This is a genomic window from Erwinia sp. V90_4 (genome assembly GCF_029967685.1).
GTDB classification, from domain to species: Bacteria; Pseudomonadota; Gammaproteobacteria; order Enterobacterales; family Enterobacteriaceae; genus Erwinia; species Erwinia aphidicola.
The window spans coordinates 1-14,669 of sequence record NZ_JASCAQ010000070.1 but is presented as its reverse complement, the minus strand read 5'-3'; the positions used below and the strand labels follow the sequence as shown (position 1 = coordinate 14,669).

The 14,669-nt window shown below is 59.1% G+C and carries 22 protein-coding genes and 2 pseudogenes; 1 reads left to right on the top strand and 23 read right to left on the bottom strand.

The window, feature by feature from the left end; genetic code table 11:
* Positions 1-31: 31 nt before the first annotated feature.
* The 23 genes and pseudogenes from QLG07_RS22800 to QLG07_RS22690 form a co-directional block, all read right to left on the bottom strand.
* Positions 32-1,069 (bottom strand): dipeptidase, encoded by a 1,038-nt coding sequence (locus QLG07_RS22800; RefSeq protein WP_282470218.1) that lies wholly within the window; start codon positions 1,067-1,069, stop codon positions 32-34.
* A gap of 112 nt (positions 1,070-1,181) precedes the next feature.
* Positions 1,182-1,406, bottom strand: a complete 225-nt coding sequence (locus QLG07_RS22795) for an ogr/Delta-like zinc finger family protein (RefSeq protein WP_048917299.1) — start codon at positions 1,404-1,406, stop codon at positions 1,182-1,184.
* Between the two features lie 99 nt (positions 1,407-1,505).
* Positions 1,506-2,618: a contractile injection system protein, VgrG/Pvc8 family gene (locus tag QLG07_RS22790; protein ID WP_282470217.1), complete on the bottom strand. Its 1,113-nt coding sequence runs from the start codon at positions 2,616-2,618 to the stop codon at positions 1,506-1,508.
* On the bottom strand, positions 2,615-3,088 hold the full coding sequence (locus tag QLG07_RS22785; protein WP_048917301.1) for a phage tail protein: 474 nt from the start codon (positions 3,086-3,088) through the stop codon (positions 2,615-2,617). Before QLG07_RS22785 ends, QLG07_RS22790 begins: the two co-directional genes overlap by 4 nt.
* A 6-nt stretch (positions 3,089-3,094) precedes the next feature.
* Complete coding sequence (locus QLG07_RS22780; RefSeq protein ID WP_282470216.1) at positions 3,095-4,621, bottom strand: phage tail tape measure protein; 1,527 nt, start codon at positions 4,619-4,621, stop codon at positions 3,095-3,097.
* Positions 4,618-4,743, bottom strand: a complete 126-nt coding sequence (locus QLG07_RS22775) for a GpE family phage tail protein (protein WP_053110448.1) — start codon at positions 4,741-4,743, stop codon at positions 4,618-4,620. The genes QLG07_RS22780 and QLG07_RS22775 overlap by 4 nt, the downstream gene beginning before the upstream one ends.
* A gap of 14 nt (positions 4,744-4,757) precedes the next feature.
* Complete coding sequence (locus QLG07_RS22770) at positions 4,758-5,054, bottom strand: phage tail assembly protein (RefSeq protein ID WP_048917303.1); 297 nt, start codon at positions 5,052-5,054, stop codon at positions 4,758-4,760.
* A 53-nt stretch (positions 5,055-5,107) separates the two neighbouring features.
* Positions 5,108-5,617: a phage major tail tube protein gene (locus tag QLG07_RS22765; protein WP_048917304.1), complete on the bottom strand. Its 510-nt coding sequence runs from the start codon at positions 5,615-5,617 to the stop codon at positions 5,108-5,110.
* Positions 5,618-5,629: 12 nt separating this feature from the next.
* Positions 5,630-6,799, bottom strand: a complete 1,170-nt coding sequence (locus QLG07_RS22760; RefSeq protein ID WP_048917305.1) for a phage tail sheath protein — start codon at positions 6,797-6,799, stop codon at positions 5,630-5,632.
* Between the two features lie 140 nt (positions 6,800-6,939).
* Positions 6,940-7,113, bottom strand: a complete 174-nt coding sequence (locus QLG07_RS22755; RefSeq protein WP_282470215.1) for a hypothetical protein — start codon at positions 7,111-7,113, stop codon at positions 6,940-6,942.
* A complete protein-coding gene (locus tag QLG07_RS22750) occupies positions 7,100-8,314 on the bottom strand; it encodes a phage tail protein (protein ID WP_282470214.1) in 1,215 nt (404 codons plus the stop codon). The genes QLG07_RS22755 and QLG07_RS22750 overlap by 14 nt, the downstream gene beginning before the upstream one ends.
* Positions 8,311-8,919 carry a phage tail protein I gene (locus tag QLG07_RS22745; RefSeq protein ID WP_230048796.1) on the bottom strand — a complete coding sequence of 203 codons (609 nt, stop codon included), beginning with the start codon at positions 8,917-8,919 and terminating at the stop codon, positions 8,311-8,313. The genes QLG07_RS22750 and QLG07_RS22745 overlap by 4 nt, the downstream gene beginning before the upstream one ends.
* On the bottom strand, positions 8,912-9,820 hold the full coding sequence (locus tag QLG07_RS22740; RefSeq protein WP_282470213.1) for a baseplate assembly protein: 909 nt from the start codon (positions 9,818-9,820) through the stop codon (positions 8,912-8,914). Before QLG07_RS22740 ends, QLG07_RS22745 begins: the two co-directional genes overlap by 8 nt.
* A 5-nt stretch (positions 9,821-9,825) precedes the next feature.
* A complete protein-coding gene (locus tag QLG07_RS22735) occupies positions 9,826-10,170 on the bottom strand; it encodes a GPW/gp25 family protein (protein ID WP_282470212.1) in 345 nt (114 codons plus the stop codon).
* The gene (locus QLG07_RS22730; protein ID WP_048917344.1) at positions 10,170-10,760 is read right to left on the bottom strand and encodes a phage baseplate assembly protein V; all 591 of its coding nucleotides are present in this window, start codon (positions 10,758-10,760) and stop codon (positions 10,170-10,172) included. Before QLG07_RS22730 ends, QLG07_RS22735 begins: the two co-directional genes overlap by 1 nt.
* Before the next feature lie 19 nt (positions 10,761-10,779).
* Positions 10,780-11,238 carry a phage tail protein gene (locus tag QLG07_RS22725; protein WP_133624834.1) on the bottom strand — a complete coding sequence of 153 codons (459 nt, stop codon included), beginning with the start codon at positions 11,236-11,238 and terminating at the stop codon, positions 10,780-10,782.
* Positions 11,150-11,485, bottom strand: coding sequence for an Rz1-like lysis system protein LysC (gene lysC / locus QLG07_RS22720; RefSeq protein ID WP_222941430.1), 336 nt, complete (start codon positions 11,483-11,485; stop codon positions 11,150-11,152). The genes QLG07_RS22725 and lysC overlap by 89 nt, the downstream gene beginning before the upstream one ends.
* Positions 11,415-11,735 (bottom strand): annotated as a pseudogene (locus tag QLG07_RS22715) (LysB family phage lysis regulatory protein); the annotation flags it as partial. The gene lysC and the pseudogene QLG07_RS22715, both read right to left, overlap by 71 nt.
* 23 nt (positions 11,736-11,758) lie before the next feature.
* Positions 11,759-12,268, bottom strand: a complete 510-nt coding sequence (locus tag QLG07_RS22710; RefSeq protein ID WP_282470211.1) for a lysozyme — start codon at positions 12,266-12,268, stop codon at positions 11,759-11,761.
* Positions 12,252-12,479, bottom strand: coding sequence for a hypothetical protein (locus QLG07_RS22705; protein ID WP_048917348.1), 228 nt, complete (start codon positions 12,477-12,479; stop codon positions 12,252-12,254). The genes QLG07_RS22710 and QLG07_RS22705 overlap by 17 nt, the downstream gene beginning before the upstream one ends.
* Positions 12,480-12,481: 2 nt before the next feature.
* On the bottom strand, positions 12,482-12,685 hold the full coding sequence (locus tag QLG07_RS22700) for a tail protein X (protein ID WP_282470210.1): 204 nt from the start codon (positions 12,683-12,685) through the stop codon (positions 12,482-12,484).
* A 288-nt stretch (positions 12,686-12,973) separates the two neighbouring features.
* Positions 12,974-13,153 (bottom strand): annotated as a pseudogene (locus QLG07_RS22695) (hypothetical protein); the annotation flags it as partial.
* Between the two features lie 275 nt (positions 13,154-13,428).
* Positions 13,429-13,656, bottom strand: a complete 228-nt coding sequence (locus QLG07_RS22690) for a TraR/DksA C4-type zinc finger protein (protein ID WP_282470209.1) — start codon at positions 13,654-13,656, stop codon at positions 13,429-13,431.
* Positions 13,657-13,860: 204 nt separating this feature from the next.
* On the opposite strand from QLG07_RS22690, the gene QLG07_RS22685 reads away from it, so the two are divergent.
* On the top strand, positions 13,861-14,463 hold the full coding sequence (locus QLG07_RS22685; RefSeq protein ID WP_048917352.1) for a phage repressor protein CI: 603 nt from the start codon (positions 13,861-13,863) through the stop codon (positions 14,461-14,463).
* Positions 14,464-14,669: the final 206 nt, after the last annotated feature.

Sequence of the window (14,669 nt, the reverse complement as noted above, 5' to 3'; positions counted from 1 at the left end):
ATTTTGAACTATTTGGTTCAAAAGCCGGGCATTATTTGCCCCAGGTTTTTCTCAGCACGCGCAGCCAGTTGGCGCGGCACAGCTTGTTGATTAGCGCTTCGCTGTAACCCGCCGCACGCAGCGCGGCCAGCAGCCGCGGCAGGCCGCTGACGTCGCCGATCTCGTCCGGCAGATTGATACCGTCAAAATCGGAACCGAAAGCCACGCGATCCTCCCCCAGCTTCTCCAGCAGATAGTCGAGGTGCTGCACCATCACGCTGAGCGGCATATCGCCATCGCGCTTGCCGTCGGCGCGCAGAAACGCCGTGCCAAAGTTCAGCCCCACCAGCCCGTCGCTGTCTGCGATGGCGGCCAGCTGGCTGTCAGTCAGGTTGCGCGGCTGCGGGCACAGGGCGTGGACGTTAGAGTGGCTGGCAACCAGCGGCGCATCGCTCAGGCGCGCCGTGTCCCAGAAGGCTCTTTCATTCATGTGCGACAGGTCGATCATCAGCCGCTGCTGGTTGCAGGCGCGGATCAGTCGCTTACCCGCTTCCGTCAGGCCGTCGCCGGTATCCGGCGAGCCGGGAAAGCGGCCGCTGACGCCAAAACCAAAGCGGTTCGGGGTATTCCAGAATGGCCCGATGCTGCGCAGCCCGGCGTCAACCCAGCGCGCCAGCTGACTAAAGTCGTCATCCAGCGCCTCCGCCCCTTCTATATGCATCACCATCGCCAGCACGCCGTCGGCCAGGCACCGCTCGATCTCGGCCACGCTGCGGCAGATCTTAGCGCGCCCCGCCGATCCCGCCGCCAGCTGCTGCAGGATGTGCAGCTGCTGCTCGACAATCGCCAGCGGGTCGAAAACTTGCGCCTGGCGCGCGGGGAATTTCGCCACGTAGTCGGCTGGCGGTACAAAGATGGCGAACAGCCCCCCGGCAAAGCCGCCAGCCTGCATGCGGGCAAAATCCAGATGGCCGCTCAGGCGCTGCTGCATAAAGGCTTCAGCCGGGTTATCGGGATGATGCAGCCACAGATGCAGCAGCAGATCGTTATGGCCGTCGAAGATCGGAGTGTGCGGAGAAATATCGGTCATAGGGGCGCCAGCAGTCTCGGGGGAAGCGGACCATCATAGCGCAGAAAACCGGGAAAGGGGGCAGCAAAAGCCAGGGCGGGAGTGACCCCGCCGCTGGGGGGAAGCACAAGATCTAACTGCCGAGACGGCTGGTCGGCGCCTTCGTCGCCGCTGCGGGCGGGGGCGGCGTATTGGCGTCCAGCGGGCGGGCAACAATGCTGGTGATCGTCTCCATCGACTTGAACGTGCAGCTGCAGTTCAGGTTCTGGCACTGGTGATAACGCTCCTTGGTCTCACTGCTGATGATACGGCTGGAGCGGGCGTGGCTGTTATGCTGGCAAATCGGGCAAGGCATCATAAGTGAACTCCGTGGGGGTCAGTTAAACTCACACTGTGTGAATAAAACCAATTATATTCACTTTAAGTGAATCATCAAGTGAATTTTTCACTTCGTGGGCTAGTCAGCTTCAATAAGGAGCTGGTAGGTTTCACCTTTCCACGAGCTTTCCAGATTTACCGTCGTGCGAAATCCTGTGCTATCAATCACATGCCCCACTTTGACCACGGTCCACTGCTGCGCATCAATCACCGTTTTAAATCCCCGCAGCCGCACCGGGGTTTCCGGGAACAGGGCAGGCATCCCCATCGCCAGGACGAAGCTCATGCTGGCCGTCAAGGTCTGGCGCGCCTTCCACTCTGCCTCTGCTCTTCTGACTGCTTCATCCTGCGTGCTGAACACTTCACTGATGATAACCTCCCGCTGATAAAGCGGCAGCGGGCTGTCCTGCTCATCGCCGTCGCCAAACAGCTCCGGCTGGTTATCCGTGATGGCGCGAAACGCTCTGACCTTACCGCTGCTGGCTTTATCAAGCTGCAGCCAGCGGGTCTGGACACCGCTGTATTGCAGCTTTGACACCACCTGCCAGGCATGCTGGTCGCCCTCTTTGCGCGTTAACACGATGGGTGGTATCTCGGTTCCCTGAGCGGTTCTATTGCCGCCACGGGGCAGCATCAGAACGGTGTTCTCCTTAACGGTGACGGTAGCACCATGATTTATCGCCAGCTTCGTCAGGAACTGGGCATCGCTCTCATCCGTCTGGTCGAGATGCGCAATGCTGATAGATGCCAGCCCATCGCTGACTTTAGCCTGCAGGCTGTTGCGCTCAGCTATCTCAGAGACGACCTGCCCCAGCGTGGTTTCATCCCAGGAGTGCTGCGCCTTCTGCGTCAGTGATTCGCTCAGGTTGGCGCTGCGCCCGACCAGAGTTAATCGGTCGGGCGCCCCGGTGTGATGCAGTTCATCAATGATAAAATCCCCTTTGCAGAAGAGCGGCCTACCCTGCCAGCCGATATACACGCGCAGGATAGCGCCGCGCTGCGGCATCATCAGCCAGCCGTCACTGTCATCCAGTAACAGCGTCAGCGTGTCGGCTTCCAGACCCCGGGCATCATCAATCGTCATACTCAGCAGACGCTTGCGCAGATTGTCGGTGATATCGCGGTTATTGAGCCGAATAAGGTAATCGGGCGCCAGCTGCGCGCCGATATCGACCGGAATCGAGTTATTCATAACAGGCTCCCTGCCAGCTCGCGTGCCTTAGCGCTCACCTCGCCGTAAATCTGCTCCAGCTGCTGTTTCAGGTCGCCATACAGCCCATCCAGCGAACCGTCGACGCGCTTAAGCTGTAGGGTAAAGCTAATTTTTTGCGCCGCTCCGTTCGCCAGCAGATCGGTATGGACACCATTCACCGCTTCAATAACAAAAATCCCGTAAGGTATCCCTTCACCACTGAGCAGCGGCCAGACGCGCCCGCTCTCAGCCATGCCCTTCAAAATCGCCAGTGACGGCACTCCCCCGGTGATTTCCGGGCGCAGTTCCCCTGCCAGGGTGATGCTTTCATCCCCAACGCCAAGAAACTGCTGAGCCGGGCGCGAGCCGATACGGCTGCCCGCCGCCCAACGGTAAGCGCTCTGATGCGTCATGGTCTGGAAAGGCAGGGTGCGGCGCTGGAATACGAACATACCTAAAATCATCATCATGGTTTATTACCCCAGGTAACTGCTGCGCTGGCTGATAGCGGCCCGCGCACGCGTTTGCTGCTCGTGATTCTCGATCAGGGTGCGTACGTCTGCCTCCCCCATGCCTGCAGGAACATTAATCACGTAGCTGCTGTTAAAGGTGTTCTGCTGGCTGCTGCTGCTGGTGGTGGCGGTCACCGGTTTGTAACGGGCACCGCCCAGCGCGACAGGAAATTCACTCTGCGGGAAGCTTTCTCCTGCACCGCCGAGGGCAGATAAAGGCGGCTGTTCTGGCGGCTGGTCGCGCAGTGATGCCTGCGCATCCGCCGATTTTTTATCAATAAGCCCGAGCTTTTCCATAAGGCCGATAATGCCACTGCTCAGGTCATTGAATATCTTCAGCGGCAGCATAAAGGCATCGCCCAGCGCTTTGCCTATCCACTCCCCGGCACCGCCAATTTTATTCAGCGCTTCTCCTGTCAGCGCGATCGGTTGCATCAGCTGTTTAAAAGCGTCATACAGCCAGGCGATCCCCGCGCCCACCCTGTCAAATACGGGTTTAAAAGGCGCGAAAAATTGCGCCGCAGGAGCCAGTGCGGAACCAATCCCCCTCATCACTCCGGCGAAGAACGCGCTAATTGGCTCCCAGTATTGGTAAATGAGCGCCACACCCGCCGCGACAGCCAGCGCGATGCCCGCTATCGGCAGCGTTATTGCCCCCAGCGCAGCCGTCATCGCCCCTCCGGCAAAAGTAAAGACGCTGCTCAGCATCCCGGCGCCGGCGATCAGCAGATTCAGCCCGCTCAGCACCGGTGCCACCACTGAGCCGATCGCCCCCAGCGCCCCGACCAGTATCACGCCGCCGGCCACCAGCTGGGCCATCCCGCCCGCCAGCGCCGGGTTAGCCTGGATCCAGCGATCCACACTGCCCAGTAGCCCTGTGGCGGTCTGCGTCAGGCTGCGCAGGGTGCCGTCGAGCTGCTGGAAGATAGCGATGCTGATGGCCTCTATCGCGCCGTTCAGCCGGGCGATATCCCCCGCAAGGTTATCGGCGCTTGCCGCTGCGCGCGTGGGCGGCAACCCGGCGGCAGGCGATGGTTCCGCCCCCGGCGTTGCTGCAGCGGGCTGCGCCGTCAGCGCCTGATAGCCCGGCTGCAGCAGCTTCGCCCCCTGACGGGCCACGCTCATTGCCTGACCGCTGACCGCTCCGATCTTATCTACCACACCCTGCCCGGCCTGATAGCGCTGCTGAACCTTGCTCTGACCGAGCGTAAAGCGCTGCTGTGCCTTATTAAGGTTGTCGCGGGCCCGCTGCGGGCGCTCAAGCGCCTCGGTGATGCGGATCTCCTGCAGGCGCTCCTTGCTGGCTTTGAGTGCTGATTTACTGTTGCGCGTGGCGTTTCGGGTGCGCGTCGCGCTGGCCGTTAGCGCCACGCGCTGCTGAAACATGGCATTGCCAAGGGAGTGGGTCTCCCCGGGCAGATCGTTTAAGAACAGGCTTGCCCGGATCACCGCTTTGCGCAGTCCGTCCAGACCGAGTTTAATACTCATCATGACTCTCCACTCTGTGTCCCGCTGCGCACGATGGCCTTGTGCCGCCAGGCGAGCAGTTCTGCCAGCGGCATGGCGTTCATTTCCGACGGCGGCCAGTGAAAGATGGCGGCGATATCCGCCATCAGGTCATCTACCGTCAGCCCGTCGGGCCAGCGGAGGTGTCCGGTTTCGCCGACAAAAAAGCGATCACCCGCCCGCCCAGCTCAATCAGATCGATCGGGTCAAGGTTCAGGCACTCTGATTTGGTCAGGTTCGGCAGCGTGATGCGCGGCAGTACCACGATCAGCGCGTCGACGTCCGATCCGGCAAGATCCACCAGCCGCGTGCCGCGCAATGCGCCCGCATTCGGTTTGATCAGCTCGACGCTGGCGATGGTCGTTTCGCCACGCACGATTGGCGTGACCAGCTGAACGGTATTTTCTGACTGCTGCATGAGGATTCCTTATTTCATTGGAAAGCGGGTCGGGCATGCCCGACCCCTACGGATTAAACCAGGCCGATGTTCTTACGGTGCTCGGCCAGGCGGTCGATGCCGTTCACGATCTCGACCATGTTGACGGTGTCGATCTCAATCAGCGCTTTGCCGTTCCAGCTCAGCTTGTAGTAGGTGCATTTGGTGGTGATTTTGGTTTCGTTCTCCTCACCCTGCTTGCTCTCGCCGAAGTCGAACTGCTGATGCTTGCCGCGCAGCTCCACCTCCACCGCGATGGTCTCGTCGGTGTCGTCACGCTGGTAGGAACCCATAAAGCGCAGCGGCACCGTGGCGCCACCCCACTGGCTCAGCACGCGGTCGTCGAGGCCGGAGATGGTCCACTCCAGATCCAGCGCATCGTCCTCCAGGCCATTATCGATATGCGCCACGCCGTTCATGCCGCCGCCGCGATAGGGGTCGAGCTTGCGCGCCAGCTTCGGCAACGTCAGTGAGGTCACCACGCCCTGATAGCTGTTGGCATCGTTAAACAAATTCAGGTATTTCAGTTTCTTAGGCAGTGCCATGAGGGTTTCTCCTTAGCTGTTCACAGAAGCGGCGAAGTTCGCCAGGTAGCTGTCGGTAATGCGCTGACGCAGGGTCAGATCTTCCAGCGGTGGCACCGGGGTGTAGTCGTAGTCGATATACAGCTTGCCGGCTTTCAGGCTCTCCTGGCTGTTGGCGCTTTCGTCGTACCAGCAGTTGGCGCCCAGCAGATAACCGGCGTTGATCAGCTCACGGAACTTGGCGTTGATCCCGGCGATAATGTCGCGCACCAGCGTCGGCGTCAGCGGCTTGTCGTTGGCCCACATATGCGCATCGGCCATGGTGTCGGCAATTACCTGCGCCGAGCGGGTGTAGTTTTCAAAGGCGAACAGCGGGTCATCGCTACAGGTGCGGTTGCCCCAGAAGCGGAAACCGTCTTTGCGGATCAGCGTGGTGACGCTGGCTTCATTCAGCAGATCGGCATCGGTCCCCACCTGCTGCAGGTCCCAGAATACCGAGGCGGAAACGCCGGTCACGCCGTTGACGCCGACGTTCGACAGGGTTTTATGCCAGCCGCTGTCGTTATCGATTTTGGCGCGCAGGCCGAGGGCGCGGGCGGTGGCATAGGCAGTTTCCGCCGCGCTGGTCACGGTGTTCCAGGCGACAAAGTCGGGCCAGATCACCATCAGCTCGCGCTGGCTGAAGTTTTCGCGATACTTGAGCGCATCGCTTACCGTTTTACAGCCGTAAGCCGAGATATAGCCGAAGGCGCGCAGCTGCTGGCAGATTGCCGCCAGCGCGGTGGCCACTTCCAGCGAATCCAGCCCCGGCACGCCGAGAATACGCGGCTTAACGCCAAGGTCGGTCTGCGCCGCGAGCAGCGCTTTCATCCCGGTGTAGCGGCCGTTAGCATCGCTGCCGCCGATGATATTGCTGGTGGTTGCCGCTTCGTCTTCACCCTCCTCAACGCGCACCACCACCGTTACCGGCTTGCTCTGGTCGGCAATCGCCTGCAGCGCTTTCGCCAGCGTGCCGCTGACACCGGCTTTCCCCACCGCCGCCTGCACGTCGGTAATCAGCACCGGCGTGTTGAGCGGGAATACGGTGGCATCAGCATCCGCTGCAGTGCAGACCATGCCGACAATAGAAGTGGATACCGTGGAAATACTGCGGGTTCCGTCATTGATTTCAACGACGCGTACGCCGTGGTGATAATTAGCCATCTTTATTACACTCCGTGGTTGGGGTGAGGTAATGATGACAGGCAATGAAGAACTTCACATTTCAAGATAGATGTAAGATAAACAGCACAACATTGAAGGATAAAAAAAAGCCCCTTCCGGGGCGAATTAATAATAAAAAACTAACTTATCTCTACTAGAACAGGCTCACCAAGGTTATTAACAGATATAAACTTACCTTCTGGAACCTCATTAAACTGGAAAAACCAATGTTCATCAGGCAGCTCTATTGTTGATAATAAATCATGCACACCTACAATCGATTCGGTTTTATTTTCATAATTAAAAAGCCGCATAGAAAGCTCTCCACATGTAAGCGCTTGTTGAGGGACTACCGTTAGCTGTTATAGTTTTTGTTTGAAATCCTGTAGGGGTGAATGATGTGTCAGATACTATCGTTGCGATTAATCCAGTTGCCAATTGATTAGTAAGTTGTGTGATACTGATATCGCGAGTAATACCGGGTAAGGCTACAGGGTATGTAACATTAATAACTCCATTATCAGATATTACAGGTGAACGCCCTGACATCTCTATACTCCCGTCTGAAAACCTGCGCCATTTACCATTGATATTTGATCCTTGGCTGGTGATTACGGCGGAGACATCCTTCCATTCCATAACTTTGTTCCAAGAAGACCATGTTTTAGAAAGGGCGAGATAAACCCTCCTGTAGGTTTCTCCAGTTTTATATAAAGAGTATTCCTGAATACACCCATCCATACCATTCGCAGCATTGCGATAGACATTTAAATTCCCTGACACGCCTTCAACTGGATAATTTAATAGAATATTAGCGCGAGCATCGTAATTTTGAAAATAAATACCTGGAAGCAATAATGAATTAAGGTTAATCCCCTGAGCAATACCACTTTGATTATAAGTGAAAAATCCCGCCCTCAATCGCCCCTCGGCACTACCCAACCCAAGATTAGCCACAAATGCATCAGGATTAGCAATATCCGCGCCGTTCTTCGCCTTATCCATCTTTCCTGCGAGTCCGGCATCCATATAGGCTTTAACTTCAATCACCTTATCATCGACGTATTTACGCGTGGCAAGTACTACCGATGGGTCGATTTTTAAAGTCACCGCCGCGGTACTACTGACAATCAAGATCATACGTACTGTCTGGGTGCGGCCACTGCCTTCCTGCAGCTGTGGTTTGTAGGTTTCCGCACAGTTTGCCACGGCAATTAACGCGTTATCAGCGTCAAACAGGCCGATCTCACGGATCCAATAGCCTCCCTCACTTTCCGGGATAACCTGCTCGGCAACGATCTGGCTGCTGTTGACCGGATCAACGCTCAGTGAATTAAGCGGTGCGCGGCGCTTTTCCCCAATCAACGCAGTTTGCTTAGCGCCAGGTGTTGGCAACGTACCCCCGCCGTCACCGACCGCCATCTGCGTGATCTGAAGTTTTGTACCCAAAGCCGTGGCATTTGCCAGTTTTGCTGCACCGATTTCGGTGAGCAATGCGTAATATTTTGTCGTCATGCGTTTACTCTCAGGTTGTCGATAATATGAAGTGCAGCACCGCTGTAGCTGTAGCCGCCCGTGGTAATAACTTCTGGCGTGTAGGGATAAACCGTCAGCTCATCTCCGCTGTAGCTGGCTGCAGCCGCCCATATCTTCCCGCTTGTATCCAGGTTGATCGTCAGGCCGGTAAGATGGCGGCTGACGGGTTTCGCGTCGCCAATCAATCGTTCCAGCTCGTTGTACATCTCCTCAGTAATGCCAGTTTCCAGTACACCGACGTCCAGCCTGAAAGTTCCAGGTGCGGCGTTGTTCTGCCACCATTCGGTAATACGGATGAGATACCCCAGCGGCTCCACCACCCGGCGGATGGCGGAAATCGTCCCCTTGCGGCGGTGGATAAACTGCGAGGCGGCGACCACCGCACGCCTGGTCTCTTCCGGCCACTCCTGATCCCAGCGGTCGACCGACCAGGCCCAGGCGAGATAGGGCAGCAGCGGCAGCGGGCAAGTCTGCGGGTTCCACAGGGTGCGCAGCGGCACCGGCAGCTGCTGCAGACGCGCACAGGCTTCGGCGGCGGCCACCTCGAGCTGTGACGAGCCGACGGGCAGCAGGCGGTCACTCATCGGAACCTCCTACCGCGATCTGCGTAGCGGTGCAGTACGCCGCCTGGGTTTTATCCAGCACCACATCAGCAGCAGGCTGCGCCAGCTCCACGCGCTGGACACCCTCGACGTGCAGCGCCGCATACAGCGCTGACCTGCGGATATCGCGCCCCAGCCGCGACTGGGCGTTTACAAAGGCCGCCAGCCGGGCTGCCGAGGCGGCGCGGATCGGCTCCGCCTCCGGCCCGGGATAGAGAAACAGCGTGGCCTCAACGCGGTACTCGACGATTTTTGCCGACTGCACGCTGACGCGATCCGCCACCGGGCGCACCTCCTCGTCATTCAGCGCCGCGTTGACGACGGCCAGCAGTTCGGCGCTGGCCGCGCCGCGCCCTTCACGCGACAGCACGGTGATGGTGACCACGGCCGGGGACGGGCTGATGGCGGTGACATCCGCCACGCGACCATCGGCGCTGCGGGCGTGATATTCATAGGCCCCGCCCGGCCCCGCTACGCTCAGCCCCTCAAAGGCCTGGGCGATGCGCAGACGGAAGTCGTCGTCGCTCTCAAGCCGCGCCGGGGTCGGCGGCAGCGTGCCGTTATCTGCAGGTTTCAGCACCAGACGGGTGACGCCGTTGTTGACCCCAAGCTGGTCGAGATCGCTGCCGCTGGCGAATGCCACCATGGTGGCTTTCGCCGCTTCGTTAATGCGCTGGCGCAGGATCACCTCGCGGTAGGCGTTCTCCTCCAGCAGCTTGACGATCGGCTCCGACGCCAGGGTTAAGGTGCGGGCTATCGCCTCCTGCTTATCGGCGGGATAGAGCGCAATCAGCGCGCTTTTGCGCTGCTGCAACAGGGTCTCAAAATCCAGCGCTTCGACGATGTTCGGCGCGGGTAACTGACTTAAATCAATCGTGGCCATAGGTGTTAACTCACTGGAATGGACAAGGAAAATGTGGACTGGTTGCGGGTGCCGCTTAGCGCTACCTCCATGCTGCCGTCAAACCCCGGCTGGTAGCGGATGCTGTCGAGCGTGATGCGCGGCTCCCAGCGCTGCAGCGCCATGTAGCAGGCCGACATAATCTGCAGGCGCAGCGTCTCGTTCTGCGGCTGGTCGAGCAGCGCCGACAGCAGCGAGCCGTATTCACGGCGCATCACCCGCGAGCCCTGCGGGGTCAGCAGGATGTCGCGCACCGACTGGCGGATATGGTCGATATCAGTCAGCTGCAGGCCGCTGTCGCGCTGCATGCCGGACCAGGTTGCTGTGCTCATCACTGTGGCCCCGCTGTTTTGCTGCCGCCGCTCTCGACGCCCGCGTGAACGTGGCTGTGGGCCACCACCCCGTTGGAAGAGAAGCTGCCGCCGCTGTGGCTAATATTGCCCTGCAGCGTGCCGCCTTCGCTGAGCGCAAAGGTTTTCGCTTTCAGCTGCTGGGTGCACTCCACCAGCGGGCTGTCGAGGGTAATTTTCACCGCCGCCCGGATGCTGGCCGACTGGATGCCACTGGCGGTCAGCGCGCCGCTCTCGGGTTCGTAAGCGATCTGCGCCCCGTCCGGGAACTGCCAGCACACCGCATCCTTTGCTGCCGACGGCGCCGGGAAGGCATCGGAGAAAATCCCCGGCAGCACAAAGGCGGTGGTCAGCTCGCCGCTCAGCGCCAGCAGGAGAACCTGCTCACCGGGCGACGGCGCATGCCAGCTGCGCACCTGGCCGGCGCTGCTGTTCAGCCACGGCAGCCAGCCGGTCAGGTTGCCATCGCTCTGCACCCGGCAGCGCGCCCGGGGCAGATCGACCTCGCTGACGGTGCCGATGCGCAGCAGGTTATTGAGCTGGCGGCGGGTCTCCACGACAAATTCATTCATTGCGTACTCCTTCTGGCTTTCAGACGGCGGGCCATTCACTGACCAGCTGATGGTTGATATACAGCTGCCACGGGCGCGGGACGTGTTCCGGCTGCGGCGGCTCTGGGACGTGCGTGGCGTGCAGCGCGCCGTCGATTTCGCTGACGATCACCCGCTCGGTGAGCTGCAGCAGCACGCTGAAATCGCCGTTTTCCAGATGGCTGAACAGGATGGCGTTCTGCTGCTTATCCGCGCTGGCCTGCTGGTCGGGCTGGTTGTCACGCAGCCACAGCAGCAGCGGCAGCATTAGCGCATCTTCGTCGTCCACGTACTGGCTGAGCGTGACGCGCAGCGGGTACTGATACTCAAAGCTCAGCGAGCTGGCGAGGGTGCTGACCACCCGTCCCGGCTCAAGGGTGAGCGTCAGCCGCTGCGGATCGGTTTGCAGCAGCGGCACCTGGGCCAGCAGAGCGGCGCGTAACAGGGTTGGCTTTAACATCGTGTTGCTCCTGACACTGTTTAATGGTTTCAATTTGCAGGCCGCACAGCAGCAGCGCCTGCTCCAGCTGGCGAATGTCGGCCAGCAGATCCCCCTGAGTCACGCTCTGGCTGCCGGGGATCGGGCAGCTGCTGACCCTGGGACAACCACGCCAGATAATCACGGGCGCTGGTGAAGGCGGGGCGCTGCTGCAGGCGGATAATCCCGTCAGGCAGAGCAGCAGTGCTCCAGTGGCGAAGTGCTTCATCACGATCAATCATCCTGTTCATAGTGAGCTGACGTTTCAGCCCGAGATCGCCGGCATCAATCAGCGCCTGGCGCAGGGCCAGCTCGCTTTTTTCACGCTGACCGTTCTCTTCCTGCATCTGGCTGAGGGTGACGTCGCGGCTGACGATCCCCGCGCTGAGAGTGGCGTTCTGCTGCTGCAGCACCCGCAGCTGCTGGTTCAGGCGCACCAGCTTCCAGCTCACTGCGGCGAAAAGCGCCAGCAGCAGCATCAACAGCAAGGGCAGCAGGCGCTTCACTCTGCCCCCTTCAGGCACCAGGCCTGCTCTGCCCTGCGCCGCTGCACCAGCCCCTGGCTCGATTTGCCATCCACGTAGATCCAGTGCGGCAGCTGACTGCAGGCGGCGCGCCACTTCTGCTGGTTAATCAGCGTGGCGAAGGTCGAACCGCACGCGGCACCGACCCCCACGTTGAAGGCAAATGACACCGTGGCGTCGTACACCGGCTGCGGCATGCTGACCGGCATGCAGCGCGCTATACCGCGCTCCACCCGCTGCAGGTCGTCGATCAGGTTGACCGCCACCTGGCGCTCGTTCACCGCGCTGAGCGGCGTGACGCCACGGGTATGGCCGATGCCGTTAGTCCACACCCCGGCGCTGCACTGGTACGGCGATGTGCGGCAGCCTTCAGCATTCGCCAGCAGCAGCAGGCCGTCAGAGGAGATGCGCAAGGTGCGAAACTCCGGCAGCAGCGCGGCCAGCGTGACAATCGTCAGCACCGCGCACTTCTTAGCTGTGGAACTCATCGTGTTTCCTTTGCTCCTGGCGCAGCTGTAACAGCAGCCAGGTTTTGCGGCGGTAGTGCCAGTTGATAAAAAAGTTGGCGACATTGATGGCCAGCGTAGCCACCGCCACCAGCGCCCCAATGCCAAAAGCGATGTCCTGCACCGTGTGGCGGCTGGCCCACATCATCAGCACACCGACCAGGTAGCTCACAATCGAGCTGTTTCTCTCCATCGCTAGCTCCAGAGATTCAGCGTTTCATGGGTGGCAGAGCGCGGGAGGTCGGGTAGCTCAAGCGGGTAGCCGTGGGGCAGGCAGGCGCCCTGCTCTGCCAGCCCGCTATTGGCCGCGTAGACCTGCTCTACCACCTGGCGGGTACGGCCGTAGTGGCGAAAACAGATTTCATCAACGCTGTCCCCCTGCAGGGCAAAAATTTTCATAGGTGGTTCTCCCGGATTGGTTAAAGCGCTTTCAGGAACGGCAGGCCGATTGAAATACGTGCTGCCGGATGACCTGATGAAGTGTGCGATTTCGCCGCAAGCCGCTCAATGCGGGGCTGTTGTAGGAGCGGTGTGACAACCGGGAGTCGGATTATGGGAAACGATATAAACAAAAAAGCCCCATAAAGGGGCTAATAAGGGAGGGTGCGTAGAGGGGGCGGCATCCGTTCCTGATACGCAAACAAGTTTGGCCGGACAGCGGGACTGAAAAGCCGTTTAGCGCTTCTGCGGCTGGGCAGAAAAGATGACGGAAAACTGCGCATTTTTCAGCTCTATGCCGCTGGCAATGTCGGCAATCAGGTGCAGGGCAATCTCACGATCGCGCTCCTGGCATACCCCTTCAGAGGTTAACCTTGCAATCAGTTCCACCCGCTCCAGGATAACTCGTTCCGCTAATTCTTTATCCACAACTTCCCCCTCCAGTATTACTGTATATATATACAGTAGCATAGCGTTCATCATTAATAAAAGTATTTTCGGCCCGGCTAATGAGCGGGTTATCTCGATGATAATTAGGTAGTTAGATGCAGAGGCATTTACCCAAACATGTAATGCGATATTTTTAACTGCGGGACGCGCCAGACGTGATTTTTCACCGGGGAGAGACGATTTTACAGTCGATCATGCAGTTTACTTAATCAAAAACCGCGCGGGTACGGCTTCCCTGCCGACTGTACCTGGCGTTATGCAAGGGGGGAACGGCAGTGTTTTGCCTGGTGTTCGTCAATCTCTTTGCAGCTGACGCATAGCGTCACGCCGTCCAGCGCTTTGCGCCGTGCCAACGGGATCGATTCCCCGCACGCTTCACAGAAAAAGGCGCTGGGCTGCATCGGGCGCTGAACGGCACGCGCAAGGTGGCGCGCCAGATTTTCGGCTTCGCGCTGCTGTGCGCGGTCCATCTCATCGGCCATTTGAACTCTCCGGTTAGCGGCAGGCAATTCACAAAAGATGAATAACTGGCTTTCATCGCGGTGAATAGCAGGCCTGAAGATTGTAATTTTTGCTCTTTTCGGGCAAACTCCGGGGTTGTTGTATTGCGTACTGCCAGTAAAATCACACAACCCTACAATGCAAATTGTATATTCACTAAAAGTGAAATAGCAAGGAGTTTTAGCTTGAGCCTACAAATCGATTTCCAGAGTGGGGCAAAAGAAGTGCTGGACCGTGTGCTTCAGGCATATGGTTTTTCCACCAAGCTGGCACTGGCAGAACACCTCGGCATTGCCAGCAGCAGTCTGGCAAACCGCTACTCGCGCGGCTATTTCCCTTCGGATATTGTGGTGCGCTGCATGGCGGATACCGGCGCAACGCTGCACTGGCTGGTGACGGGTCAGGGTGAAGCCTTGAGCGGTGCAGGCGCTGAAGAATCACAAAAAGTGAATACCACATTGCTACCGCGTCAGCGGCTGGAGGCCGGTAAGCTGAGCGATTTGACGGCGGTGATGCTGGATGAAGATTTTCTGGCGTTCAGCGCCACGGCATTGGTGAAGCCGCTGATCGTGGTGGAAGGACAGCGCCAGTGGATTGCCGAGCAGGCCTGGGCGGAGATCCTTGACGGCGAGTGGCTGGTATCGATGGAAGGCCAGGTGACGGTGCGCCACCTGACGCGTATTCCACCGGGCCGCGTGCGCGTTAGCAGTGCCCTGCAGCAGTTTGAGTGCGCGCTGGGCGACATTACCCCGCTGGCACGCCTGGTTATCGCCTGCCAGCCGCTGTAAAATAACACCGCTAAGCCGCTTTCCTGCCCGACCCTCAAACACCCGGTCGAGGCAGGCCTCGACCCTACGGGGTCAAAAGCATAAAAACAAAAAACCCCGCCGAAGCGCGGCTTTCCTGCCCCGTAGGGGTCGGGCATGCCCGCCCCTCAAACACCCGGTCGAGGCAGGCCTCGACCCTACGGGGTCAAAAGCATAAAAACAAAAAA